27 protein-coding genes and 1 riboswitch are annotated in these 22,816 nt (G+C 36.5%); of the genes, 15 read left to right on the forward strand and 12 right to left on the reverse strand.

Annotated elements, in window-relative coordinates:
• Positions 1-57: 57 nt before the first annotated feature.
• The 7 genes from bioA (at position 58) to DN410_RS16490 (ending at position 6,387) form a co-directional block, all read left to right on the forward strand.
• A complete protein-coding gene (gene bioA / locus DN410_RS16460; RefSeq protein ID WP_149177288.1) occupies positions 58-1,491 on the forward strand; it encodes an adenosylmethionine--8-amino-7-oxononanoate transaminase in 1,434 nt (477 codons plus the stop codon).
• Positions 1,491-2,219 (forward strand): dethiobiotin synthase, encoded by a 729-nt coding sequence (bioD, locus tag DN410_RS16465; RefSeq protein WP_149177289.1) that lies wholly within the window; start codon positions 1,491-1,493, stop codon positions 2,217-2,219. The genes bioA and bioD overlap by 1 nt, the downstream gene beginning before the upstream one ends.
• Complete coding sequence (gene bioF, locus DN410_RS16470) at positions 2,185-3,372, forward strand: 8-amino-7-oxononanoate synthase (protein WP_149177290.1); 1,188 nt, start codon at positions 2,185-2,187, stop codon at positions 3,370-3,372. Before bioD ends, bioF begins: the two co-directional genes overlap by 35 nt.
• Positions 3,369-4,109, forward strand: coding sequence for an alpha/beta fold hydrolase (locus DN410_RS16475; protein WP_149177291.1), 741 nt, complete (start codon positions 3,369-3,371; stop codon positions 4,107-4,109). The genes bioF and DN410_RS16475 overlap by 4 nt, the downstream gene beginning before the upstream one ends.
• Entirely contained in the window at positions 4,075-4,884 is an 810-nt protein-coding gene (gene bioC, locus DN410_RS16480) for a malonyl-ACP O-methyltransferase BioC (protein ID WP_149177292.1), read from the forward strand. Before DN410_RS16475 ends, bioC begins: the two co-directional genes overlap by 35 nt.
• 1 nt (position 4,885) lies before the next feature.
• Positions 4,886-5,884 (forward strand): biotin synthase, encoded by a 999-nt coding sequence (gene bioB, locus DN410_RS16485; RefSeq protein ID WP_000815850.1) that lies wholly within the window; start codon positions 4,886-4,888, stop codon positions 5,882-5,884.
• A 182-nt stretch (positions 5,885-6,066) separates the two neighbouring features.
• Entirely contained in the window at positions 6,067-6,387 is a 321-nt protein-coding gene (locus DN410_RS16490; protein ID WP_000549778.1) for a hypothetical protein, read from the forward strand.
• 24 nt (positions 6,388-6,411) lie between these two features.
• Here DN410_RS16490 and ribH read toward each other — a convergent pair whose 3' ends face one another.
• From ribH to DN410_RS16515, 5 genes are all read right to left on the reverse strand, one after another.
• Positions 6,412-6,873, reverse strand: a complete 462-nt coding sequence (ribH, locus tag DN410_RS16495; protein WP_000230892.1) for a 6,7-dimethyl-8-ribityllumazine synthase — start codon at positions 6,871-6,873, stop codon at positions 6,412-6,414.
• A gap of 18 nt (positions 6,874-6,891) precedes the next feature.
• Entirely contained in the window at positions 6,892-8,085 is a 1,194-nt protein-coding gene (gene ribBA, locus DN410_RS16500) for a bifunctional 3,4-dihydroxy-2-butanone 4-phosphate synthase/GTP cyclohydrolase II (RefSeq protein ID WP_149177293.1), read from the reverse strand.
• A 12-nt stretch (positions 8,086-8,097) separates the two neighbouring features.
• Complete coding sequence (gene ribE, locus DN410_RS16505) at positions 8,098-8,742, reverse strand: riboflavin synthase subunit alpha (protein ID WP_149177294.1); 645 nt, start codon at positions 8,740-8,742, stop codon at positions 8,098-8,100.
• A complete protein-coding gene (gene ribD / locus DN410_RS16510) occupies positions 8,724-9,836 on the reverse strand; it encodes a bifunctional diaminohydroxyphosphoribosylaminopyrimidine deaminase/5-amino-6-(5-phosphoribosylamino)uracil reductase RibD (protein WP_149177295.1) in 1,113 nt (370 codons plus the stop codon). The genes ribE and ribD overlap by 19 nt, the downstream gene beginning before the upstream one ends.
• 309 nt (positions 9,837-10,145) lie before the next feature.
• A riboswitch (FMN riboswitch) is annotated at positions 10,146-10,289 on the reverse strand.
• Positions 10,290-10,478: 189 nt separating this feature from the next.
• Positions 10,479-10,685, reverse strand: a complete 207-nt coding sequence (locus DN410_RS16515; protein ID WP_001151582.1) for a CDGSH iron-sulfur domain-containing protein — start codon at positions 10,683-10,685, stop codon at positions 10,479-10,481.
• Positions 10,686-10,824: 139 nt separating this feature from the next.
• Between DN410_RS16515 and DN410_RS16520 the strand changes: the two genes are divergently transcribed.
• Entirely contained in the window at positions 10,825-11,070 is a 246-nt protein-coding gene (locus DN410_RS16520; RefSeq protein WP_000360793.1) for a DUF2552 family protein, read from the forward strand.
• Between the two features lie 9 nt (positions 11,071-11,079).
• Here the strand turns inward: DN410_RS16520 and DN410_RS16525 are convergent, their stop codons facing one another.
• Positions 11,080-12,003: an alpha/beta hydrolase gene (locus tag DN410_RS16525; protein WP_149177296.1), complete on the reverse strand. Its 924-nt coding sequence runs from the start codon at positions 12,001-12,003 to the stop codon at positions 11,080-11,082.
• Between the two features lie 81 nt (positions 12,004-12,084).
• On the opposite strand from DN410_RS16525, the gene DN410_RS16530 reads away from it, so the two are divergent.
• Both DN410_RS16530 and DN410_RS16535 read left to right on the forward strand, forming a co-directional pair.
• Positions 12,085-12,567 carry a GNAT family N-acetyltransferase gene (locus tag DN410_RS16530; RefSeq protein WP_149177297.1) on the forward strand — a complete coding sequence of 161 codons (483 nt, stop codon included), beginning with the start codon at positions 12,085-12,087 and terminating at the stop codon, positions 12,565-12,567.
• 99 nt (positions 12,568-12,666) lie between these two features.
• Positions 12,667-13,542: a LacI family DNA-binding transcriptional regulator gene (locus tag DN410_RS16535; RefSeq protein WP_149177298.1), complete on the forward strand. Its 876-nt coding sequence runs from the start codon at positions 12,667-12,669 to the stop codon at positions 13,540-13,542.
• A 12-nt stretch (positions 13,543-13,554) separates the two neighbouring features.
• Here the strand turns inward: DN410_RS16535 and DN410_RS16540 are convergent, their stop codons facing one another.
• Together DN410_RS16540 and DN410_RS16545 are read right to left on the reverse strand one after the other, a co-directional pair.
• Complete coding sequence (locus DN410_RS16540) at positions 13,555-14,874, reverse strand: Na+/H+ antiporter family protein (protein ID WP_149177299.1); 1,320 nt, start codon at positions 14,872-14,874, stop codon at positions 13,555-13,557.
• A 131-nt stretch (positions 14,875-15,005) separates the two neighbouring features.
• A complete protein-coding gene (locus DN410_RS16545; protein ID WP_149177300.1) occupies positions 15,006-16,004 on the reverse strand; it encodes an alpha/beta fold hydrolase in 999 nt (332 codons plus the stop codon).
• A 120-nt stretch (positions 16,005-16,124) separates the two neighbouring features.
• On the opposite strand from DN410_RS16545, the gene DN410_RS16550 reads away from it, so the two are divergent.
• The gene (locus tag DN410_RS16550; RefSeq protein WP_149177301.1) at positions 16,125-16,601 is read left to right on the forward strand and encodes a ribbon-helix-helix domain-containing protein; all 477 of its coding nucleotides are present in this window, start codon (positions 16,125-16,127) and stop codon (positions 16,599-16,601) included.
• Positions 16,602-16,695: 94 nt separating this feature from the next.
• Here DN410_RS16550 and DN410_RS16555 read toward each other — a convergent pair whose 3' ends face one another.
• Positions 16,696-18,285 (reverse strand): bifunctional metallophosphatase/5'-nucleotidase, encoded by a 1,590-nt coding sequence (locus DN410_RS16555; RefSeq protein WP_149177302.1) that lies wholly within the window; start codon positions 18,283-18,285, stop codon positions 16,696-16,698.
• Between the two features lie 200 nt (positions 18,286-18,485).
• Here DN410_RS16555 and DN410_RS16560 point away from each other — a divergent pair, with 200 nt between their 5' ends.
• The 3 genes from DN410_RS16560 (at position 18,486) to DN410_RS16570 (ending at position 20,291) form a co-directional block, all read left to right on the forward strand.
• Positions 18,486-18,749, forward strand: coding sequence for a YqkE family protein (locus DN410_RS16560; RefSeq protein ID WP_149177303.1), 264 nt, complete (start codon positions 18,486-18,488; stop codon positions 18,747-18,749).
• 68 nt (positions 18,750-18,817) lie between these two features.
• Positions 18,818-19,342, forward strand: coding sequence for a GrpB family protein (locus tag DN410_RS16565; protein WP_149177304.1), 525 nt, complete (start codon positions 18,818-18,820; stop codon positions 19,340-19,342).
• Positions 19,343-19,463: 121 nt separating this feature from the next.
• Positions 19,464-20,291 carry an aldo/keto reductase gene (locus DN410_RS16570; protein WP_149177305.1) on the forward strand — a complete coding sequence of 276 codons (828 nt, stop codon included), beginning with the start codon at positions 19,464-19,466 and terminating at the stop codon, positions 20,289-20,291.
• 30 nt (positions 20,292-20,321) lie between these two features.
• On the opposite strand, the gene DN410_RS16575 is transcribed toward DN410_RS16570, so the two are convergent.
• Positions 20,322-21,236 carry an aldo/keto reductase gene (locus tag DN410_RS16575; RefSeq protein ID WP_149177306.1) on the reverse strand — a complete coding sequence of 305 codons (915 nt, stop codon included), beginning with the start codon at positions 21,234-21,236 and terminating at the stop codon, positions 20,322-20,324.
• A 132-nt stretch (positions 21,237-21,368) separates the two neighbouring features.
• Complete coding sequence (mciZ, locus tag DN410_RS16580) at positions 21,369-21,503, reverse strand: Z-ring formation inhibitor MciZ (RefSeq protein ID WP_149177307.1); 135 nt, start codon at positions 21,501-21,503, stop codon at positions 21,369-21,371.
• Between the two features lie 74 nt (positions 21,504-21,577).
• Between mciZ and DN410_RS16585 the strand changes: the two genes are divergently transcribed.
• Entirely contained in the window at positions 21,578-22,117 is a 540-nt protein-coding gene (locus tag DN410_RS16585) for an NUDIX hydrolase (protein ID WP_000067038.1), read from the forward strand.
• 24 nt (positions 22,118-22,141) lie between these two features.
• Here the strand turns inward: DN410_RS16585 and DN410_RS16590 are convergent, their stop codons facing one another.
• The gene (locus DN410_RS16590; RefSeq protein ID WP_149177308.1) at positions 22,142-22,693 is read right to left on the reverse strand and encodes a GNAT family N-acetyltransferase; all 552 of its coding nucleotides are present in this window, start codon (positions 22,691-22,693) and stop codon (positions 22,142-22,144) included.
• Between the last annotated feature and the right edge of the window lie 123 nt (positions 22,694-22,816).

The following is a 22,816-nucleotide window of genomic DNA, read 5'->3' on the forward strand; positions in this document are numbered from 1 at the left end:
GTTGTTCTTTTTTAAGAACTATTTGATTTAAAAATAATTGACAGTCATTTAATTTTAATGTTAACTATATTTATAAACCAGTTAACATTAGGGGTGGCAATTGTGACTGTTAATAGTAATACGACTGAAAAATCATCTTATACATATGAAGAGTTATCGAAGAAAAATAAAGCTTACGTATGGCATCCGTTTACACAAATGAAAGATTATTTAGAAGAAGATCCTGTCATTATTGAACGTGGAGAGGGAAGAAAGCTATACGATGTAAATGGAAATGAATACTGGGACGGTGTTTCGTCTATTTGGTTAAATGTTCATGGGCATCAAGTACCGGAACTAGATGAGGCAATTCGTGAACAATTAAATAAAATTGCACATTCTACAATGTTAGGGCTTGCTAATGTTCCATCTATTTTATTAGCAGAAAAAATAATTGATGTTGTACCAGAAGGTTTGAAGAAAGTATTCTATTCAGATTCTGGTTCAACAGCTGTTGAAATTGCAATTAAGATGGCTTTTCAATATTGGCAGCACAAGGGGAAACCGAGAAAACAAAGATTTGTCACATTAAAAGAAGCGTATCACGGCGATACAATTGGAGCGGTTTCAGTAGGAGCAATTGACTTGTTTCACCAAGTGTATAGTTCACTTTTATTTGATGCGATTAAAATGCCATATCCGTATACATATCGTTCTCCTTATGGAGATGATAAGGAAGAAATTGTGAAGAAACATTTAGAAGAAATGGAAGAATTGTTAAAAGAAAAGCATGAAGAAATAGCTGCCATCATTGTGGAACCGCTAATGCAAGGTGCTGGCGGGATGATTACAATGCCAAAAGGATACTTAAAAGGACTGCGCGATTTATGTACAAAATACAATGTATTATTTATTACAGATGAGGTAGCGACTGGATTTGGGCGTACAGGGAAAATGTTTGCATGTGAACATGAAAATGTGACACCGGACATTTTAACGGCTGGGAAAGGTTTAACAGGTGGATATTTACCAATTGCAGTTACAGTAACGACAGACCAAATATATAATGCTTTCTTAGGAGATTATGAAGAACAAAAAACGTTTTTCCATGGGCATAGTTACACAGGTAATCCGCTAGGGTGTGCCGTAGCAATTGCAAATTTAGAACTATATGAAAAAACAAATTTAATAGAAGATGTTGCATATAAAACGGAATATGTGTCTGAGCAATTAGCGGCACTTTATGAATATAAACATGTGGGGGATATTCGTCAGTGCGGATTAATGATTGGTATTGAACTTGTGAAAAATAAAGAAAAGAAAGAATCATATGAATGGACAGAAAGAGTCGGTGTTCAAGTATGTAAACGCTCAAGAGAGTTAGGCATGATTTTACGTCCACTTGGTAACACCATTGTATTTATGCCTCCTCTGGCATCTACAATTGCCGAAATTGATGAGATGTTACGAATTTTATATAAAGCAATCTCGGATGTTACGGAGGGAGAATAATGGGTGGTTTCTTTATAACAGCAACAGATACTGAAGTTGGAAAAACTGTAGTTGCAGGTGCGTTAGCAGGTGTATTTAGAGAATTAGGATATAACGTAGGAGTATATAAACCGATGCAAAGCGGGCATGTTGCGTCAAATCCAGAGGGAGATGCAGCAAGGCTAAAAATATTATCGGGTGTACCGACAAGAGAAGAAGAAATTTGTCCTTATTCTGTTGAAGAACCGCTTGCTCCGAGACTTGCTATGAAAAGAGCTGGAAGGACAGTAACGTTAAAAGAAATTACGGATCACTATAATGAACTACTAAAAGAGTTTAATAGCCTACTTGTAGAAGGTGCAGGTGGACTAGCTGTTCCATATACAGAAGACGCTTTAGTAATTGATTTTGCAAAAAAATTACACCTTCCTCTTATTGTAGTAGCACGTCCTACATTAGGAACAGTAAATCATACAGTTTTAACGATTGCTTATGCAAAGGCACATGGCTTAACAGTAGCAGGTGTCATTTTATCTGGCTGCAAAGAATGCGAAATGGAAAGGGTACAAGAAAATAAAGTAATGATTGAAGAGCTGAGCGGGGTACCGGTTTTAGGCTTATTACCATTCTTTGAAGGTGAGTTTACAAAAGAAGAAGTCTTGGAATCTGCAAAGGAATATATAATGATTTCAAAATTAGAGGAGTTCATCCGAAATGAATCAACCGTGGCGCACACATCTTCAAACTAAATTACAACAATTACATGAGCAAGGGCAGTATCGCAATTTGCGTGTAACAGAACAAGCAGAAGAGACATGGCTTATTCGAGATGAGAAAAGGATGCTAAATTTAGCGTCAAATAATTATTTAGGGTTAGCTGGAGATGAAAGGTTAAAAGAAGCTGCTATCGCATGCACAAAAAAATATGGAACTGGGGCGACAGCATCAAGGCTCGTTGTAGGAAACTATTCGCTGTATGAAGAGGTTGAGAGAAGTATATGCGATTGGAAAGGCACTGAAAAAGCCTTAGTTGTAAATAGTGGATATACTGCAAATGTTGGAGTGATTTCTTCGTTAGCCTGCCGCCACGATATTGTTTTTAGTGACAAATTAAATCACGCAAGTATCGTTGATGGAATTATATTAAGCGGAGCAGAACATAAAAGATATCGTCATAATGATTTGGATCATTTAGAGAAGCTGTTGAAAATAGCGTCACCTGAAAAGCGGAAATTAATCGTAACAGATACTGTTTTTAGTATGGATGGTGATACTGCCTATTTGAAAGATTTAGTGCAGCTAAAAGAGAAATACGGGGCAATCATTGTAGTTGATGAAGCACATGCAAGTGGAATATATGGAATCGGCGGAGCTGGGTTATCTCATATAGAAAAAGAACTGGCTCAAAAAATTGAAATACATATGGGGACGTTTAGTAAGGCTTTAGGGTGTTATGGTGCGTATTTGACAGGTGATGCAATTTATATAGAGTATTTACAAAATATGATGAGAAGCTTTATTTTTACTACTGCTTTACCACCAGGAACGTTAGGAGCGGTACAAAAAGCGATTGAAATTGTGAAAGAAGATAATGAAAGAAGAGAGAGACTTATAGAGAATGGAGCATATTTCAGAAACCATTTACGAGAAGCTGGTTTTGATATTGGGAATAGCTCAACTCATATTGTACCGATTGTAGTCGGTTCAAATGAAACAGCTTTACGGTTTAGTAAAAGGTTGCAAGAGGTAGGTATTGCAGCAATTGCAATTCGTCCACCAACGGTTCCAGTTAATAGTTCACGGGTCCGTTTTGCAGTTACGTCTCAACATACAATAGCTGATTTGAAATGGGCTATTGAGCATATTATACGCATTGGTAAAGAAGAGGGGTTTTTAGTATGAAAGAGCTAAAGATTATTTTTATTCCTGGGTGGGGAATGGAAGAAGGTGTTTGGACTTTAGTTCGGCCGTATTTTAAAGGATATTCTGTTCAATGTATCAATTGGCGTAATGTGAAAGAACAAAGTGAATTTGCAGAGCGAATAATAGATGTAGCGCAGGATGAAAATGTAATTTTAGTTGGATGGTCACTAGGAGCGTTAGCAGCAGTAGAAGCTTATAAAAAGGTTAAGGCGAAAGGTATAGTACTAATTGGTGGTACTGCCAAATTTACAAATACGAGCGACTATACGAGTGGATGGAATGCTTTGCATATAGAACGGCTGAAAAAGAATGTGGCGAGAAAGAAAGAAGATACGCTCAAGCGTTTCTATGAAAATATGTTTACAAAAGATGAACTGAAAGAGAATACGAGTTTTGAAGAGATTGCGCTGAATTTTAAAGGAGACTCGATTCAGTCATTACAATTAGGCTTAGATTATTTAATAGAAACAGATATGAGAAACGAATTAACAGATGTCAAAGTCCCGCTGTTACTTCTTCATGGAGAACAGGATGTGATATGTCCATTATCTGCAGCTCATAGTATGACAGAGAATACGAATGCTAAGTTAAAAGTAGTAAGTGAGGCTGGGCATGCATTATGCGTAACGAATTTTGAATATTGCGCAAATGAAATCATTCAATTTGTAGAGGGGATACGACATGATCAACAAAACGTTACTGCAAAAACGGTTTAACGGGGCGGCTGTATCCTACGATCAATATGCAAATGTACAAAAAAAGATGGCGCATTCATTACTTTCTACATTGAATCGGCGATATAGTGCAAATTCATCGATCCGTATTTTAGAACTTGGATGCGGGACAGGATATGTTACAGAGCAATTATCAAACTTATTTCCGAAAGCGCATATTACAGCTGTTGATTTTGCTGAAAATATGATTGCAATTGCGAAAACTAGACAAAATGTGAAAAATGTAACGTTTTACTGTGAGGATATTGAACGATTACGACTAGAAGAAACATATGATGTCATTATTTCAAATGCCACATTTCAATGGCTAAATGATTTAAAACAAGTGATAAGAAATTTATTTGATCATTTGTCTATAGATGGGATATTACTCTTTTCAACATTTGGACATGAAACATTTCAAGAATTGCATGCTTCGTTCCGGCGGGCGAAAGAAGAGAAAAATATACAAAACGAAACATCGATTGGGCAACGTTTTTATTCGAAAAATCAGTTACGCCATATATGTGAAATAGAAACAGGAGATGTGCATGTTTCTGAAACATGTTACATAGAGAGTTTTACAGAAGTTAGGGAGTTTCTGCATTCTATTCGAAAAGTAGGAGCGACTAATAGTAATGAAGAATCATATTGCCAAAGTCCCTCACTCTTTCGTGCAATGCTTCGCATATACGAAAGAGACTTCACGGGAAATGACGGGATAATGGCAACGTATCATGCTTTATTTGTGCATATAACAAAAGAGGGGAAGAGATGAAATGAAACAAGTACAAACAAAAAGGGATTGGAAAAAACTTGCATATGACGTAGTAGAAGAGAAAATGATTACGAAAGAAGATGCAATAGCGATATTAGAGGCTGATGATACAGAGGTTTTGGAAATTATGAATGCAGCTTACATCATCCGCCATCATCACTTTGGTAAAAAAATAAAGTTAAATATGATTATTAATACGAAATCTGGATTATGTCCTGAAGATTGTGGATATTGTTCACAGTCTATTATTTCAGAAGCACCGATTGATAAATATGCATGGTTAACGCAGGAAAAGATTGTAGAAGGGGCGCATGAAGCGATTCGCCGTAAAGCGGGTACATATTGTATTGTAGCATCTGGTCGTCGTCCAACAGATAAAGAAGTAAATCACGTAATTGGAGCCGTTAAAGAGATTCGTGACACGACAGATTTGAAGATTTGTTGTTGTTTAGGTTTCTTAAATGAAGATCAAGCAGGACGTTTAGCGGAAGCAGGCGTACATCGTTATAACCATAACTTAAATACGCACGCAAACAATTATGATAGCATTTGTTCAACTCATACGTATGACGATCGTGTTGATACAGTTCAAAAAGCGAAACAAGCTGGTATTTCACCATGTTCTGGTGCAATTTTTGGAATGGGAGAGACAATTGAAGAGCGTGCTGAAATTGCATTTGAATTACAACGTATAGACGCAGATTCTATTCCGTGTAATTTCCTTGTTGCTGTAAAGGGTACGCCGCTTGAAGGACAAAAAGAGTTAACACCAGTAGAATGTTTAAAAGTGCTGGCGATGATGCGTTTTGTAAACCCAACAAAGGAAATTCGCATTTCAGGTGGTCGAGAAATTAATTTACGTTCTGTACAGCCGCTTGGTTTATTCGCAGCAAATTCTATTTTTGTCGGTGATTACTTAACGACAGCTGGGCAAGAGCCGACTGCGGACTGGGGTATGATTGAAGATTTAGGATTCGAGATTGAGGAATGTGCATTATAAGATAGATGGAAAAGCAAACCTGTAAAAAGGTTTGTTTTTTTTGTAAATAAAATGTAATAAAAAGCCATTATGACTTGATATGAATGGTTTTTCAGCGAGAAAATGAATTTTTGTGGACGAATTTTCCAAGCCCTAGTTGTACATAGTAAATATGTAATTTATATTGGGTTGGAGGATTTTACATGCACAAATATATATTAGCGATTATGACTTGTCTCATTTTACTAAAAGCAATAAGTGCTGATCCAGTTAAGGCCGCCGAAAATCCTGAACAAAAAGAGATGCAACAACGAATTGAACAACATTTTCGAACGAAAGCTGAACATTTTGGATTGAAAACAGAAGGGAAAGATTTAAAGGAAGTACGAAAAGAAATTACTATTATAGAAGAAGCGAAGAAAAGAGAGAATGTATGGAGAACAGCACAGACGCTTCGTATACAAACAGAAGGAAAAACAATGGATGAATTAATAAAAGATGTACGGAAAAAAGTGAAGAAATAAAAAAAGAGGCCGCAGCCTCTTTTTTTATGCCCATTGTTTTGATAAGTGAGCCATTTCAATCGCAGCAACGGCGGATTCATAGCCTTTATTACCAGCTTTCGTGCCCGCGCGTTCAATCGCTTGCTCGATCGTTTCTGTCGTCAATACACCGAAAATAACCGGGATGTCTGTTTGTAGTGATAAAGATGCAACACCTTTTGCTACTTCATTACAAACGTAATCGTAATGTGTTGTAGCACCTCGAATTACTGTCCCTAATGTAATAACAGCATCATACTTTCCGCTATTAGCCATCTTTTTAGCGATTAAAGGAATTTCGAATGCGCCAGGAACCCACGCAACATCAATATCATTTTCTTCTACACCGTGACGCTTTAATCCGTCTAAAGCGCCGCCGAGTAACTTACTTGTAATAAATTCATTAAAACGTCCAACAACAACCCCAACTTTTAATCCTGTACCAACTAAATGACCTTCGAATACCATAATAAATCTCTCCCTTAATTATAAGTTTAGTAAATGTCCTAATTTGTTTACTTTCGTTTGTAAATACGTTTTATTCTCTTCTTTTGCGGGCATTTGCAATGGCACACGCTCAATTACTTCTAAATCGTAACCTTGTAAGCCAGCAATTTTTCTTGGATTATTCGTTAATAATCGTAAATGTTGTAAACCTAAATCTTTTAATATTTGAGCACCGATACCGTAATCACGCAAATCAGCAGGGAAGCCAAGCTTTTCATTTGCTTCTACAGTATCGAATCCTTCTTCTTGTAATTTATAAGCGCGAAGCTTATTAAGAAGGCCAATGCCTCGTCCTTCTTGTCTCATATAGAGAAGAACTCCTTTTCCTTCACGCTCAATTTGAGCAAGTGCAGCATGGAGTTGTGGTCCGCAATCACAGCGGCATGAACCAAATACATCTCCTGTTAAGCATTCTGAATGAACGCGTACAAGTACAGGCTCTCCTGTTGAAATATCACCTTTTACGAGTGCGATATGTTCTTTCGTATCTAATGAGTTAGAATAGCCAACTGCATGGAAAGTACCGAAATCTGTAGGTAATGTAATTTCCACTTCTCTCGTCACTTGTGTTTCATGGTGGCGGCGATAAGCAATTAAATCTTCTATTGTGATCATTTTTATATCGAATTGTTTTGCACACTGTAGTAAATCAGGTACGCGTGCCATCGTACCGTCTTCATTTATAATCTCGCAAATGACTCCAGCTGGTTCTGCTCCGCAAAGCTGTGCTAAATCAACAGCAGCTTCTGTATGACCAGCACGGCGCAGGACACCGCCTTCTTTCGCGATTAATGGAAAGATATGTCCAGGACGATTGAAATCATCACCTTTTGATGCAGGGTTTAACAATTCTTGTATCGTAGTTGCACGTTCGTGAGCGCTAATCCCTGTTGTTGTAGAAACATGATCAATGCTCACTGTAAATGCAGTATGGTGCGAATCTGTATTATGAGCTACCATTGGTTCTAATTGTAGACGTTCTGCGTATCCTTCCGTAATCGGTACACAAACGAGACCACGCCCATGTGTAATCATAAAGTTAATCGTTTCTGGCGTAATATACTCTGCTAAAGCGATAAAATCGCCTTCATTTTCACGGTTTTCATCATCACATACGATAACAACTTTTCCTTGTTTTAAATCTTCTAGAGCTTCTTCAATACGATGAAACATAATGCTTCCCCCTTATAGAAATCCGTTTTCTTGTAAAAAGCTTTCGGTCATTGAGCCTGTTCTTTTTACTGGTTTAGTAATAAAGCGTTCGATATATTTACCAATCATGTCACACTCAATGTTTACGATGTCTCCCGCATTCTTTTCTCCGATAACAGATTCACTTACTGTGTGCGGAATGAGTGAGATTGTAATGGAAGATTCGTCTATATCAAATATTGTTAAACTCGTTCCATCAACAGCAACGGATCCTTTATGCAAACAATAGCGCAGCAATTCATCAGAAATAGCTATTTTGTAATAGACGGCATTATAGTGTTGTTTTTTGTTTAATATCGTTCCGATGCCATCAATATGTCCCGAAACGAAATGTCCACCGAATCGTCCGTTTGCAGCCATTGCTCGTTCTAAATTTACTTTAGAGTGAGGTTTAAGCATGCCAAGTGATGTTGATTGCATCGTTTCAGGCATTGCATCCAATGTGAATGAATTTGTTGTGAAATTCGTTACAGTTAAGCAAATACCGTTAACCGCGATACTATCACCTAAGTGAACATCTGATAAAATTTTATTGGCATGAATCGTTAACTTCATCGCTTCGCCGCTTTGTTGCATGTTTGCAATCGTTCCTAATTCTTCTACAATTCCTGTAAACATTCCGTCACCTCACTTCGGGCATTCGCAACGATTTTTATATCATCGCCAATTTGTTTCATCTCTCGAATTTCTAAGGAAAGTGCATCTTGTAATGTTGCGAAACCATTTCCCCCAAATAAAGTAGGGGCATCTTTCCCGCCAATTAATTTTGGGCTTATATAAGTTATAACTTCATTAAAATGCTTTGTTTGTAAGAAGCTTGCATGAATGGATTGGCCTCCTTCAACGAATAGAGAAAGAATTTGCTTCTCTCCAAGAACGAAAAGGAGGTCCTCGATTTCAATTTCCTTCGTTTTCATTTGGAATATAGCTATATTTTCAGATTCATAAGAAGCTATTTTTTCTTTATCTACATCCTTACCGACAATAATCCATGTTGGTGCTAAACCATCTGTTATGACATGAGAAGATGGTGGCGTTCGTAAATGGGTATCTAAAATAACGCGAATAGGGTGTTTCCCACCATTTGGAATTCTTGTCGTTAAATGCGGATTATCAGCTATAACCGTATTCACTCCAACGAGAATCGCATCATGTGTATGACGGTATTGGTGAACATCAGCTCGTGCTTCTTCACCTGTGATCCACTTACTTTCACCAGTGACAGTTGCTGTTTTTCCATCTAAGCTCATCGCTGTTTTTATTGTTACAAATGGACGTTTCGTTTTCATGTAGTGAAAAAAGAAACGATTTAATAAGGTGGCTTCTGCTTCAAGAACACCGGTAGTTACTTCAATGCCAGCTTCTTCTAATCTCCTTTTTCCATTACCAGAAACGAGAGGGTTGCAATCAAGCGTAGCAATTACAACCCGTTTGACACCCTTTTTGATGAGCAATTCACAGCAAGGTGGTGTTTTTCCAAAATGACTACACGGTTCAAGTGTTACATAAACGGTAGCTCCTTTTGCTTTTTCACCAGCCATATGAAGAGCATGAACTTCTGCGTGTTCTTCACCAGCACGTAAATGAGCTCCCATACCGACGATGTTTCCGTCTTTTGCAACAACAGCACCAACCATAGGATTTGGACTTGTTTGTCCGGATGTTCCTTCTGCTAACTGCAGGGCAATCCTCATATATTCTTGATCTGTCATTCTCTTCACCTCTCCTGAAAAAATCAAAAAACCCCAAGGATTTTATATCCTTGGGGTTTGGGAGACGTGATTTCTAGAAATATAGTTCGAATACGAAAGTATAGGAAAGAAACCTAACGATGATTGATATTTTTGCATGAGGAAAAAACCTAGCAAAATATCGAATTTTTCAAACGCTAGTCGTATCTTTTTATTTCAGTATAGAAACATAAGTATACAAAATAAAACATATATAAAGATTCAAAACGAAACTTTATATATATGCATACTGAAATAAAAGTGTATTCGCTATATAAAATTACTAGAAAACATATCCTTCTCCCATCCAGACTATACTGTCGGCCCTAGAGTTTCACTAGATCCACCGTTTTCGAGTTGAAAACGGGTCACGGACTTAGAAGCTTTCGCTTCATCACCGCCGGTTGGGAATTTCACCCGACCCCGAAGGATGTTGTTTGCTCAAATTATAGCACAAAAAAAATAAAAGGCTAGTAAAAAATATTCGAATGTGAAGAATTGTGTGAAAATACATGTGAGTTGGAATGAGGTCAAAAGTATGAGAAATGTTGTAAGGAAAAGGGGGGACGAGAGTTAATGAAAAGAAAAAACATGCACAAAAAAATGTGCATGCCACATGTGAAATTATTCTGCCTCTGGTGCTCTAACAACAGACTCGAATTTACCTTTATGCGAAGCATCGCAATAAGGCATGTTTTTTGATAAACCACAACGGCATAAAGAAAATGCCGGTTTTGCTGGGAATACATTCCCTTGTGAATCGACTAATTCCACGTCCCCTGTAACGCGAAAAGAGCCATTATCATTTACTTTAATTTGTACTTTTGCCAACGTTATCCCTCCTTCCCAAACGCTTAATTTCATCATATAATTAAGGGAAGTACTTGACAATATAAAAAGAGCACTTTGTTTGAGAAAGAAGAGAGTGTTATAATAGTTTTCATAACTGACTAGAGTAAGGTGACGAGAGATGGATAAACAATTACATACATTACGAAACATTGCAAATGAGCGCACGTGGGCATCATTTTTGAATGATAATCATCCATATAGTTTGTTACATTGGTCCATTGCAGGTGTAGGGCAAGAGGCAAAAGATGTTTGGTTACTTCAAGATGAAGTAACATTTCAAACGACAGAATTTCCAACGTTAGATGATGCAATGCAATGGATTTCTGAAAATATGGAACAAGTTACAGACGTTTTAGCGCAATAAAAAACAGGCTTATGCAAGCCTGTTTTTTGTTTCTTTTACGTATGTGTTTAAAAATTGATCGAGGGCTGCCTCGTACTCTTCTTTATTTTCGTTATAAGAGCAAGCGTGTGCACCGTGTTCTGCAATATACAGTTGTTTATTATTTTCTTTCGCTTCATATAACGCTTTTGTCATATCAGCTAAAATATAATCGTCATCTTTACTGTGAATAAAGAGAACGGGATTGTTAATGTTTTTTATACAGTCGATTGGTGAAACTTCACGAATTGTATAACCGTCACGAACTTTTAAAAATGCGTTTGCTAAAGGTAATAAAGGCCATTTTGGTAAATGGAATTCAACTTTTAAACGGTGCTGTAATTGTCCGTAAAAATCAGAGAAAGGACAATCTGCAATATAAAAATCAGCACCATCTTCTACAAGTCCTGCGTATTGAAGAAGTGTTGCAGCTCCCATCGATTCACCATGAATACCAAGGGTTATATTTGTGCCGAAACGCCTTTTTAGCCAATCAACTACAGATTTTAAATCATGTTTTTCATAGTATCCATAGCTTGTTGTTTTTCCGCCAGTTCTACCATGACGACGATGATCATAAATAACGACATTATATCCTCTGTTTAAAAATAACTTTGCATATTTTACAGAGTTCATTTTATTTACAGTTACGCCGTGACAAAAAATCATAAACTTATTGGAATGACCAGAAGGAATGTAATATCCGTGAAGATCATATCCGAATTGCGAAGGAATATGAATTTCTTCTTTATGAAGAGCATCAAAATCCTCTATACGAAAATGTTTTTTCGTTTCTCTTTCGAGTACTTCTTCCTCTGTTTTTTTCTTTAAGTACATCACTTTATTTGTAAAGAAAATCCCAAGGGCAGTTATCGCACCTAGTATAGTAAACAATGCTGCAAAAAAACGTTTCATACTTTACCTCATCCTCCAAATACCGTTACATGTGATACACTTATATTGTATCACAATGATAGAAAAGGGGAGAAATAGGAAATGCTGCATATACAAAAAATTACGCCAGCGATGAAAGAAACAATCCGAATGTTCATGTGTGAGAACTGGGGAAGTTCATTGATGGTTTCACGTGGTAAGGGGCATCAGTTAGAAGAGTTGCCAGGATTTGTTGCGCTCTTAGATGACAGAATAATCGGAATTATAACATATGAAGTGACCGGAAATATGTGCGAAATTGTATCGTTAGATAGCTTTGAAGAAAGAAAAGGAATAGGGACGAAACTTGTGGATTGTGTATTACAAGTTGCAGAAGAACAAGAGTGCAAGCAGGTTTGGCTCATTACAACGAATGATAATATGAACGCATTACGTTTTTACCAAAAGCGTAATTTCATGATGACACATTTATATGTGAACGCAGTGGAAGAGGCACGAAAAATAAAAAAAGAAATTCCGCGTATTGGGTATGATCAAATTCCAATCTTACATGAAATTCAGTTAGAATATCGTATAATGAAATGATGTAACAATTTTCAGAAATGTAAGTTATTATCCTTGACGAAAGTTGTAATTTAAGTTACCGTGAAATTGTAATCTATTACCATATTAAGGGGTGACGATGTGGCAACTATACGTGATGTTGCAAAATTGGCAGGTGTTTCAGTCGCAACTGTTTCAAGAGTTATTAATGAAAAAGGATACGTTCATGAAGACACAGTAAAACAAGTAAAGGAAGCAATTGAGGAATTACACTATAGACCAAATAGTGCGGCGAAACCATTATTTAAACAAGATTCAACGATAATTGCATTACTTGTAGATAATTTATGTAATCCATCAAACATCACTTTGCTACATTGTATTGAAGAACTAGCATATAAAGAAGGATATCAAATAATTGTTTGTAATATAGAGAATAAAGATAAATATATACATATGTTAAAGCAAAATAACGTTGCAGGTGTTATTTTGACGAAAGCAGTTTTTAAAAATCTAGGGGAAATCTCACTTCCGTTTGTAGTGATTGATGAAAAACAATCTCTTACAGATTATTATGAAGGTGGACAGAGAGCTGTTTCTGTACTGAAAGAGAAAGGGTGTCACTTTCTTGCTTATATCGGTGAGGGGGATGAAAGTGAAGAAAAAGAAGACCATGTGTCAGGATTTTTAGACGCTGTTTGGGAGGAAGGAATCTCTTATCGAGAAGAAAGTGTGCAAGGATATACGAATAAGCAGTTCATTACATTATTACAAAATCACCCGTATATAGATGGAATTGTAATCTCAAATGATAAGATTGCTATTGAGTTAATCCGAGCAGCGAAATTTTTAAATATCCATATACCAGATAAATTACAAATTGTTGGACCTAACGGGTATATAGAGTGCGGATGGATAGGCCCATCACTATCGATAATTGAAAGTGATGTCGAAGAAAATGGGAAAATAGCTTTTCAAAAATTAATTGGAAAAATAAAAGTAAAAGGTGCGTTGTAAAAAACGCACCTTTTATAATGTAATGGCGGCAATAAAGCCGAATATAAGTAACGGTATATTATAATGCAGAAAAGTTGGTACACATGTATCCCATATATGATGATGTTGACCATCAGCATTTAAACCGGATGTTGGTCCAAGTGTACTATCTGATGCTGGAGAACCTGCATCACCTAGCGCTCCTGCTGTACCGATAATTGCAATCGTGGCCATTGGACTAAATCCAAGTTGGATGCAAAGCGGTACAAAAATTGTTGTTAAGATAGGGATAGTTGAAAAGGACGAACCAATTCCCATCGTAACGAGAAGTCCAATAACAAGCATCAGAAATGCAGCAAGTGGCTTGTTATTTCCAATTATTTGTGCACTCGTTTGCACAAGAGATTCAACATGTCCTGTTTTTCGAAGAACAGCTCCAAATCCAGCGGCAGCAATCATAACAAAACCAATAAAGGACATCATGCGCATTCCGCTTGTTAATATCGCATCTGCTTCTTTAAGTGGTAGACTGCCACTTACTGATAAGACGATAATCCCCGCTAAAGCACCGAAAATCATTGATTCGGTCGCTAATTGAACAGTTAATGTGGCTATGATAGATAATAATCCGAAAGTAATACTACGTTTTGTATAGGGAACGATTTCATTTTCGGTAGTGTGAATTTGTTCTGTTTCATACGTACGAGGTTTTCGATACGTAATGAATACTGCTATACATAATCCAATAATCATACCGATTGCTGGAATAGTCATTGCTTTTGGAATAAGCGCAACATCAAATGTAAGACCGCTTTGCGCAGCATTTGTTTGCAATACGTCATGATAAATTTTTCCGAAACCTGCTGGAATCCACATATAAGGAGTAATCAACCCGAATGTAATAATACATGTAACTAGTCTGCGATCCACTTTCAGCTCATTTAATACTTTTAAAAGTGCTGGAATTAAGATGGGGATGAACGCGATATGAACAGGAATAACGTTTTGTGAGAAACAAGCCATCGTTAAAATGATGAATAAAATAAGTATTTTAGAATAAACTTGTTTTTTCGTGTCTTGCTCATTGCCAATCCATTTTAATGCAGTTTGAATCATAGCATCAGGAAGCCCTGTTTTAGAAAGGGAAATAGCGAAACCGCCAAGCATTGCATAACTTAAAGCGATTGGAGCACTGTTTCCAAGACCAGTTGTAAAAGTGTTAATAGTTTCTGAAATACCGAGTCCGCCGATAATTCCGCCTGTTAAAGCTCCAACAATGATGGCGACAATGACCTGGACACGTAACAAACTAAGCAATAGCATAACTGCTACTGCGACGAGTACAGCATTCATAATAAATGTAATCTCCCTAAATTTTTATTGTGCTAAGGCAAGTAAATATGAAGCACCTTGCTATATTTATACATAGTTGCGACATATTATTATAAAGTGTTTTCTATGAAATGTAAAAGAGCCTTTTGTTATTAATGCTGAAAAGCCAGCTCTTGTTTAATTGATTGTAAAGAATGAGCGAATAATTCTGGTTCTTCTAAATCGGGAGAATGTGCTGAATTTGGGAACCAAATCATCTTTTTTATGGGTGCTTCTATAACATCACAATATTCCTGAACGAGTGCATAAGGAGTTTGGTAATCATAGCGACCAGAACAAAAATAAACCGGAATAGATAAACTTGAAATAGAAGAAAAGAAATCGATTGTCAACATTTCTTCCCATAAAACGCCAGATTTTAAATTTCCTGCGAGAAACTTGAACCAATCTAATAGCGTATATTCAGGAGAAAAGAAGCCTTTCCGTATGAAAGAAAAGGAAGATCCGTTTTGGATTGCTCCTCCGAATGTGCCAAGCCACTTTCTTTGAATAATAAGACGTCTCGTATCCAAAAATGGTGGTTTACCTAATTTTAAAAGAGACGCTAATGCTTTTTTATGGTCATGTTTTTTCGCAGAATGAATCAAATGCTGGTATAGCAATTCTTCGTTTTGTTTCATATGTACAATCTGCCCAATACCGATGTAAGCCTCGATATACTGTGGATATTGATGTGCTATGTTAAGCCCAATAATGCTTCCCCAAGAATGACCAGCGAGAAATAGTTTCTGTTTATTGAACTTTTTAAGTACATATTGAATTACTTCTTTTGCATCGGCAATGAATTGTTCGATTGTAAAATTGGCTCCGAAATCTTTCATTGAAAAGGATTTACCTGCCCCGCGCTGATCCCAATTAATAACGATGAAGTGTTTCTCCAATTCTTTTTGAAAATGACGGATAAATCCAATTTGTGCCATGCCAGGTCCGCCGTGACAGCATAATAAAAGGGGTTGCTCTACGTTTTGCCCGCGCATAAGGAGAGTTAGTTTTCGGTTATTAATTATAACGCTTTCTAGCGTAGCGATACTATTTGGAATGAGTTGTTTATTTTCATCATAAAACTGTGGGGTATTGCTACGAAAAAGCATGTGGAAACCTCCTTTTCTGAAATGATACGAATCGCACAGGCTATTTGTTTTGCATATACTGTTAGAAAATCATTGTAACATACCATACTAGTGTCATTTCAACACGGGAGGAGGGAAATTGTGACGATTGGAGAAATTATAGATTGTTTAAATAGACGTGAATCCATCGCTATTATAGCAAAACGTCTTGAAATAAGCCCGTATACATTATCGAAGAAATTAAGATTGATTGGATACGAATATGATGGAGAACGGAAGAAGCGTATTTTTGTAGGAGATGGAGAAGAACCGCGTCACTTACAACTCCAAGAAGCGACCGCCCTTCAATATGCGAAAACAGATTATCAACTATTAATTTATGAGCAATTACAAAGTATTTATGAGTTATTAAGAAAGAGAGAAGAAGTAATTGCGCCCATTATGAATATAAGTACAGAAAAAAAGAAACGTACCTTTTCTATTAATATAGAAATATTAGCGAAATTAGATGTTATATCAGAATCGAAAGGAATTCAAAAATCTAAACTTGTCGAAGAGGCGTTACAACAATTTTTACAACAATATGATGTTAACAAAACATCACATTTTGATAACTAAAGAAAAGGATACTATGTTCATGTTAAGAACGAGTATCCTTTTTGGGGTTCACATATATTACAAGTAAAATAAAGGCTGTTTGTTCCTAGCGTACTTAATTTATTTTTTGAATTCTTCCATCAATAATTGGTTGAATCGGTTCTTTTAATTGTTTTACATAATCGACTAGCGCTTCAAAGTCGTTTGGACCAGTTTCTGAATTCTTCCCATTTTTAAATGATACGAATCCGTCACCACCAGAAGCTAAGAAAGCGTTCGCAACTACGCTATATGTTTTAGATGGAGATAATTCTTCGCCATTTGTTAAGCGTATATTTGTAACCTTTTCACCGTTTGGTTTATTTGCATCCCAAGTATATTGAATACCTGAAATTTGAAGCATTCTTGTTGTTCCTTTTTGCCATTGTTGATTTAAAATATCACGAATATCTTGACCTGTTAAATCTACTTTAATCAATTGATTTCCAAAAGGCTGAATGCCGTATAATTCGCCCCATGTAATATCACCAGCGTCTAAATCATTACGAATGCCACCAGGATTCATAAGTGCGATTTGAGCTTGCATCGTTTGGCGCTGTGCATCGGCAATTACATTTCCAAGAGTGGACTCACCAGCATCGTTTTGTTTACGATCGATAGGTGCTGTAGACTTTCCGACTACTTCATTTACAAGTGGTGCAATTTTTTCTTTATATTGATTTAACTTTTGTTGTACTTGTTTATCAGGTTCTACACCTTCATGATATGTTGTAATAACTTCAGCTTTTTTCTTTACAATATCTTTTGTTTTACGATCAATCGTTACATCTACGTCAGAGAAAGCCATTCCGTAAGAGTTCGCTTGGACAATTAGTTTATTATTAACTGTACCGTTTACATACGTGTGACTATGTCCACCGAAAATAACATCAACTTCTGGATCTGTTTCATTGGCAATTCGAGTAAGATCTCCATTTGTTACGCCTGACTCCTCGGTCGTTCCGCCAACATGGGCAAGGACGACAATGGATTTAACGCCGAGACGCTTTAATTGTTGCGTTGATTTATTAATAGCTTCCACTTCGTCAGTAATCTGTACATTTTTAAGCATAGTAGGCATAACAACATTTGGTGTATCAGTTGTAACAACGCCAATGAATCCTACAGGGACACCATCTATCATTTTTACAGTAAATGGTGGTAAAAATAAGCGACCAGTTGATTTGTTATAGAAGTTAGCAGCGACATAAGGGAAGTTAGCACCTTTGAAATTCCCTGTTTTTTCGTGATAGCCACCGTAAATAAGGCGTTTCATTTCATCGATGCCTTCATCAAATTCATGGTTTCCGATTGTACCGACATCAAATTTCAAGTCATTTAAAAATTCAATCGTCGGCTCATCTTGTAATAATGCTGAAACTGGTGGACTAGCTCCGACAATATCACCAGCATGCACGAGAAGTGTATTAGGGTTTTGTTTTTTACGTTCTTTTAAATAAGTAGCTAAGTAATCAGCGCCACCAGCTTCTTTGTTATTAATTTTTTTTACAGTATCTAGTTGTCCATGGAAATCATTAATACCAAGCATTTGTACGTCTATGTAGCGGTTTTTTTCAGCTGGAGTCTGAGATGGGGGAGCGGCAAATACACTTGAAAAAGTAATGGTGCTTAAAACAGCAACGGCAGGAATAATTTTTTTCCACATAGTTCATTTCTCCTTTTTTATTATCTGACATCATACGACATAATTTTAATAGATTCATAGGATTATATCTATAATAAAATTTAGTTTTTTCGAAAAATTAACACATTTACAAAAAAAGAATAATAAAGTAGGGAACCTTTTTTATTGTCGATTCTACTGAGTATCTACTATAATGGAGAAAAAAGTAAAAGGTGAGCAGCATGAAGAAAAAGAAACAAAGACAAGTACAAAGACAATCTCAAGTGAATCAACAAAAGAATGAATCGCTAACATTAGGGGATCAATTAAATGATTCACTTATGCAACAATTAAAAAATAAGAAAAAAGAGTTGCAAGTGAGAGAAGAGAAAAAAGAGGCAGCAGAACTAGAAAGAAAGCGTCAAGAACAAAAAGAACGTGAAAAAAATAAATCATTTGAAGAACTGTTAAGTGAAAGCAATCTTACTTGGAAAGACTTTAAATAATAACAAAAATGATCAGTGAAATAGCACTGATCATTTTTTGACGAGTTTGTAAGAAAAGGGGAGTTAGAATGAGAAAAATTGTAGTCGTTCCGTATGAAAATCATTGGGGTGAAAAGTTTCAAATCGAAGCTGAAAGATTAAAGTCAGCGATGCCAGAAACGGTGAAAATCCATCATATTGGCAGTACATCGGTGCCAGGACTGGCAGCTAAACCTATTATTGATATGATCATGGAAGTAGAAAGTATTGACAGAGTAGATAGGTGGAATGAACGATTTATAGAACTTGGTTACATCGTCAAAGGGGAAAATGGTATTTCAGGACGCCGCTTTTTTATTCATGGAACGGAGGAAAAGCGCTCGTATCACTTGCACGTGTTTGAAAAAGGAAATCCGGAGATAGTAAGGCATTTAGCATTTCGTGACTATATGATGGCTCATTGTGAAGAAGCAGAGGCGTATGCAACTTTAAAGAAAGAATTAGCCGAAAAATATACATATGATGGCACGCGATATACGGAAGGGAAAAATGAGTTTGTCCGTAATGTGGATGAAAAAGCGAAAGAATGGAGAGAAGGAAATGTGAATAATTGAGTTCACGTTTTTAGTGTATAAAATTATTATGTAAACTGTACGTATGTTTTGACTTTTGGGATAAATATTGTTGAAATAAAGTTGTGGTTTATAAAAATGTAACAATGAAAGGGAGACGACTGTGCATATTCCAACAATTACACTTCATAATGGCGTGAAAATGCCGATGATTGGCCTAGGCGTTTATAAAGCGAAAGAAGGCGACGAAGTAAAGCAGGCAGTAAAAACAGCGTTAGAGGTTGGATACCGTTCAATTGATACAGCAACTGTATACGAAAATGAAAGCGGTGTCGGAGAGGCGGTTCGTGAATCAGGAATCCCGAGAGAAGACATATTTATTACGACAAAAGTTTGGAACGACGATCAAGGATACGAGGAGACACTTGAGGCGTTTGAAAAAAGTTTAAAGAGATTACAAATGGAATATGTAGATTTATATTTAATCCATTGGCCAATTAGAGGAAAGTACGTTGATACGTACCGAGCTTTAGAAAAATTATATGAAGAAGGTAAAGTGCGCGCAATTGGTGTTTCTAATTTTCATCAACATCATTTAGAATTGTTATTACCAAATTGTAAAGTTAAGCCAATGGTAAACCAAGTGGAGCTTCATCCGATGTTATCGCAATTTGAATTGCGTACTTTCTGTCAAGGTGAGCAAATTCAAATGGAAGCATGGAGTCCATTAATGAGGGGCGGCGAAGTATTCCAGCATCCAATCATTCAAGCTATTGCTAATAAATACGAAAAAACACCTGCGCAAGTTATATTACGATGGGATATTCAAAGTGGAATTGTTACAATTCCTAAATCTGTTACACCATCTCGCATTCAGGAGAATTTTACTATTTTTGATTTCTCACTAACTGAAGAAGAGATGAATCAAATTAATACGTTAAATCGTAATTTACATGTAGGAACGAATCCAGATAAATATGATACGCTATAAAAAAGACGCTACCAGCATGGTAGCGTCTTTTTAACGATGTAAAGCATAGATATCACATTTGGCAATTTGCTGAAGCTGTATATATTCTTCTTTTGTTAATTGTGTTTGTTTACTAGCCTGTATATTCTCCTGTAATTGCTGAATAGAACTTGCACCAGGTATAACAGCTGCAACAGTTTCATTATGTAAGCAATATTGAATAGCTGTTCCTGTTAAAGAGCTTTCTCCAATCGTTTCTTTTACACTCGCTAGTGTTGTATTTAATTCATCGTAGGAATAAGAAAGATAATCCTTTTCTTTTACTCTTTCTATCTTTCTGGCATTGTTGTCAGTTAAAATTCCTTTTGCAAGTGGTCCGCGAGCAATGACGCTAATTTGATGTTCAGTAAGAAGTGAGAACCATTCTTCTGGACGACGATTTAAAAGGCTATATTCCATTAGTACGCTAACGATATTTGAGCGTTTTGCATACTGGCGGATGACATTTGGACGTATAGAAGAAATCCCGTAATGGCGAATGATACCTTCTTTTTTCAATTCTTCAAAAGCTTCAATGGTTTCATCTATAGGATCTTCAATCGTCCCGCCATGTAGTTGATAAAGATCAATATAATCTGTTTGAAGTCTACGTAAACTTTCTTTTACTTCAGTCTTTATATAAGCTTTGGAAGGATCCCAAGACCAGCCATTTTTTTCTTCTGTCCATCGATTTCCAACCTTCGTTGTAAGAACAAGTTTGTCTCGTTTTCCTTTTAAGGCTTTTCCAACAAATTCTTCATTTAATCCATAATCATATAAATCCGCTGTATCAAAAAAATTGATTCCCAAATCGATTGCTTCATCGATAATACGCATAGCCTCTGTTTCAGATGTACCGAGAGACATACAGCCAAGGCCCATTTCTGTAACAAACAAATCTGAGTTTCCTAATTGACGTTTTTTCATAGGTCAACCTCCTTATCTTTATTGTACGAGAGGGAAAAGAGGTTGACAAACGTTTCCTTTTGATCCCGCATTAACTGCCGTAAAAGTCCGAGTGGCGTGGGTTAATAATCCGATGAGGATGACCTCTTCTGACTAACGTTTCACTTTATTTGCTGTAATCCACTCTTGTACAGTTGTATACTCTTTGCCATATTGTTTTAGCTTATGGCGAATTTGCCATGCTTTTCCGACTAAAGTGACGCGATTTGGTAAAATATAAACTTTCATTTCTATCACGCTCCTTTCAATGTGGTAAAATGTATGAGGAAAGAATAGGAAATAGAACAGGGAGATGAAGTAGTATGAGTAATCTTGCAGAGAGAACAGTAAAAACTGAGCCGATTTTTGATGGTAGAGTTATAAAAGTTCGTGTTGATGATGTAGTATTACCAAATGGAGCAATGAGTAAACGTGAAATTGTAAATCACCCTGGTGCAGTTGCTATTATTGCTATTACTGATGAGGGGAAAATTGTACTTGTTGAGCAGTATCGTAAAGCGCTTGAAAAGGCGATTATAGAAATTCCGGCCGGCAAGTTAGAACCTGGTGAAAAACCTGAGGTGACAGCAGTTCGTGAATTAGAAGAGGAAACAGGTTATGTATGTGAAAATATGGAGCTTATTACTTCTTTCTATACATCTCCAGGATTTGCAGATGAAATTTTATATGTATATAAAGCGACAGGTTTGACGAAAAAAGAAAATAAAGCTGCGTTAGATGAAGATGAGTTTGTGGAATTGATGGAAGTATCATTAGAAGAAGCAACTACTCTTATGAAAGATCTTCGTATTCATGATGCGAAGACGATGTTTGCAGTACAATATTTACAACTACAAAAATAAACACTCGCCAAAGGCGAGTGTTTTTTAATTAATTTTTGCATATACGCGTGCATCACGTAAGCTACCATCTGGTGCTATGAAATCATTTTCCATTGTACCTTCTAGAATAAATTCTAAACGTTCTGCTAGGTTACATGCATTTGTATTTGTTGCATCAATACGAATTTCAATTCTTCTAGCACTTAGTTTATCAAAGGCAAATTGAATGGCACCTTTAACAGCTTCGGTCATATAGCCTTGTTTTGTATAAGCGCTATGTAGCCAGAAGTGAAGTGAAAACTTTGGAATATCCCAGTTTTCAGGCTTGAGCGTTATAGCTCCGATGAACGTACCAGATACTTTATCGTATAAGTGAAAATCAAGTGTTTCACGAAGTAAAAACTGTCCGTGAGCGTTACGAACGATTTCTTCAGCACTTTCTTCTGTTTCAGCGTTAATTGGTATCCACGGCACTAAGTCTTCTAGGGAAGCTTGGATTGCTTCATACACTTCGGTACCATCACCTGGAAACGGTTTGCGAACTTGTAAGCGTTCAGTTTGAAATAATGTTGGAAAATCTAATAATAATGGTTTCAAGAGAAATCCCTCCTATTCTCTACTTTTTAGTTTAGCAAAGTAGAGCGGAATTTCAATGTTAATTCGTCATACTTTTTTTCTTTCTTTCATACATTTTTAGTAATAGTGTGAACGGAGGGAAGA

The sequence above is a fragment of the Bacillus sp. SH5-2 genome (genome assembly GCF_008368905.1).
Taxonomy (GTDB): domain Bacteria; phylum Bacillota; class Bacilli; order Bacillales; family Bacillaceae_G; genus Bacillus_A; species Bacillus_A luti.

Excerpts from the sequence above, each read along its gene's own strand:
- DN410_RS16525 (WP_149177296.1), bottom strand. The coding sequence starts at position 12,003 with ATGAAACGTTTTTTTGCAGCATTGTTTACTATACTAGGTGCGATAACT.
- ribH (WP_000230892.1), bottom strand. The coding sequence starts at position 6,873 with ATGGTATTCGAAGGTCATTTAGTTGGTACAGGATTAAAAGTTGGGGTT.
- DN410_RS16560 (WP_149177303.1), top strand. The coding sequence starts at position 18,486 with ATGAAGAAAAAGAAACAAAGACAAGTACAAAGACAATCTCAAGTGAAT.
- DN410_RS16530 (WP_149177297.1), top strand. The coding sequence starts at position 12,085 with ATGCTGCATATACAAAAAATTACGCCAGCGATGAAAGAAACAATCCGA.
- mciZ (WP_149177307.1), bottom strand. The coding sequence starts at position 21,503 with ATGAAAGTTTATATTTTACCAAATCGCGTCACTTTAGTCGGAAAAGCA.
- DN410_RS16490 (WP_000549778.1), top strand. The coding sequence starts at position 6,067 with ATGCACAAATATATATTAGCGATTATGACTTGTCTCATTTTACTAAAA.
- ribE (WP_149177294.1), bottom strand. The coding sequence starts at position 8,742 with ATGTTTACAGGAATTGTAGAAGAATTAGGAACGATTGCAAACATGCAA.
- DN410_RS16585 (WP_000067038.1), top strand. The coding sequence starts at position 21,578 with ATGAGTAATCTTGCAGAGAGAACAGTAAAAACTGAGCCGATTTTTGAT.
- bioA (WP_149177288.1), top strand. The coding sequence starts at position 58 with ATGTTAACTATATTTATAAACCAGTTAACATTAGGGGTGGCAATTGTG.
- ribBA (WP_149177293.1), bottom strand. The coding sequence starts at position 8,085 with ATGTTTCATCGTATTGAAGAAGCTCTAGAAGATTTAAAACAAGGAAAA.
- DN410_RS16575 (WP_149177306.1), bottom strand. The coding sequence starts at position 21,236 with ATGAAAAAACGTCAATTAGGAAACTCAGATTTGTTTGTTACAGAAATG.
- DN410_RS16555 (WP_149177302.1), bottom strand. The coding sequence starts at position 18,285 with ATGTGGAAAAAAATTATTCCTGCCGTTGCTGTTTTAAGCACCATTACT.
- DN410_RS16565 (WP_149177304.1), top strand. The coding sequence starts at position 18,818 with ATGAGAAAAATTGTAGTCGTTCCGTATGAAAATCATTGGGGTGAAAAG.
- DN410_RS16475 (WP_149177291.1), top strand. The coding sequence starts at position 3,369 with ATGAAAGAGCTAAAGATTATTTTTATTCCTGGGTGGGGAATGGAAGAA.
- ribD (WP_149177295.1), bottom strand. The coding sequence starts at position 9,836 with ATGACAGATCAAGAATATATGAGGATTGCCCTGCAGTTAGCAGAAGGA.
- DN410_RS16520 (WP_000360793.1), top strand. The coding sequence starts at position 10,825 with ATGGATAAACAATTACATACATTACGAAACATTGCAAATGAGCGCACG.
- bioB (WP_000815850.1), top strand. The coding sequence starts at position 4,886 with ATGAAACAAGTACAAACAAAAAGGGATTGGAAAAAACTTGCATATGAC.
- bioC (WP_149177292.1), top strand. The coding sequence starts at position 4,075 with ATGATCAACAAAACGTTACTGCAAAAACGGTTTAACGGGGCGGCTGTA.
- DN410_RS16545 (WP_149177300.1), bottom strand. The coding sequence starts at position 16,004 with ATGCTTTTTCGTAGCAATACCCCACAGTTTTATGATGAAAATAAACAA.
- bioF (WP_149177290.1), top strand. The coding sequence starts at position 2,185 with ATGAATCAACCGTGGCGCACACATCTTCAAACTAAATTACAACAATTA.
- DN410_RS16540 (WP_149177299.1), bottom strand. The coding sequence starts at position 14,874 with ATGAATGCTGTACTCGTCGCAGTAGCAGTTATGCTATTGCTTAGTTTG.
- bioD (WP_149177289.1), top strand. The coding sequence starts at position 1,491 with ATGGGTGGTTTCTTTATAACAGCAACAGATACTGAAGTTGGAAAAACT.